This window comes from Ruegeria marisrubri (genome assembly GCF_001507595.1).
GTDB lineage: Bacteria > Pseudomonadota > Alphaproteobacteria > Rhodobacterales > Rhodobacteraceae > Ruegeria > Ruegeria marisrubri.
In genome coordinates this window covers 1-867 of the sequence record NZ_LQBQ01000028.1, presented here as the reverse complement: position 1 = coordinate 867, position 867 = coordinate 1, and the positions used below count along the sequence as shown (strand labels likewise).

At 51.9% G+C, this 867-nt stretch carries 1 protein-coding gene and 1 pseudogene; one reads left to right on the top strand and one right to left on the bottom strand.

All coding sequences use genetic code 11. The features are described 5' to 3' along the window. Window positions 1-184: pseudogene (locus tag AVO45_RS12500) on the bottom strand (Dps family protein); the annotation flags it as partial. 199 nt (window positions 185-383) lie between these two features. On the opposite strand from AVO45_RS12500, the gene AVO45_RS12495 reads away from it, so the two are divergent. Continuing rightward, on the top strand, window positions 384-635 hold the full coding sequence (locus tag AVO45_RS12495; RefSeq protein WP_157770158.1) for a hypothetical protein: 252 nt from the start codon (window positions 384-386) through the stop codon (window positions 633-635). Window positions 636-867 lie beyond the last annotated feature (232 nt).

Genomic DNA, 867 nt, shown 5'->3' with positions numbered 1-867 from the left:
TCATTTCGTGGATCGGCACGAAAAGGGGTCCGACCACGTTCCAATGATACCCTTGCGTCTTGATCATCAACAGAACGCTGTCACACAGAACCTCGGTAACTGCGTTCGATATCCACTCATTCTTGTCGATGCCGGTATCATGCATTTCGCTCTGGGGTTCGGTTTTCAGAACTTGCTGTGTCATTCTTTTCCCTTTCCCTGTTTCGGTCATGCATGAAAAGTAGGGTCGTGGCAGAAAAAAGCAAATAAAAACATATGGTTAAGTTGTGTATCTTGTGTTGCCTGTGTTTGTTGCTGATCCAGATCAACCAACGCTGGAGGTGGAAATTCACCTAAGAGCTGATGCCAAGGAGGTTCATTATCTTACGTATGTGGAGTAAGTCATGTCATACATAAGCGAGCGAGGAACGATGCCCAATCAAGAACGACCACCGAAGCGCACCGAAAAGCTGCAGCTGATGCTGGATGTTGAAGAGCTGAAGGTCATCGATGACTGGCGATTTGAAAATCGACTTCCATCGCGCGCGGCTGCCATCCGCGAACTGATCCGCAGAGGACTGAACACGGATGAATTCGAAGAGCCGCCGACAGAGATTCCTTCAGGCGAATTTCGCGTCGTCGACGATTCCGAGTGACCTGCCGGTGGTGTCAGAGGGGCATTTTCAGAGGGGCTTGCCAGAGGGTTTCTGGTCGAGGCGGGCAGGGCGGTTTCCTAACCTCCCGCCATGCCCAAGCGCGATCCATTCAAGTGCTTCCATTTCTGCCGGGGGTGTTGTCAGAAGGAATTTGGTTGAGCCGGGCAGGGCGGTCTCGTAGCTTCCCGCCATGCCAAAACGCGACCCATTCAAGTATTTTCACAGCAGCCCG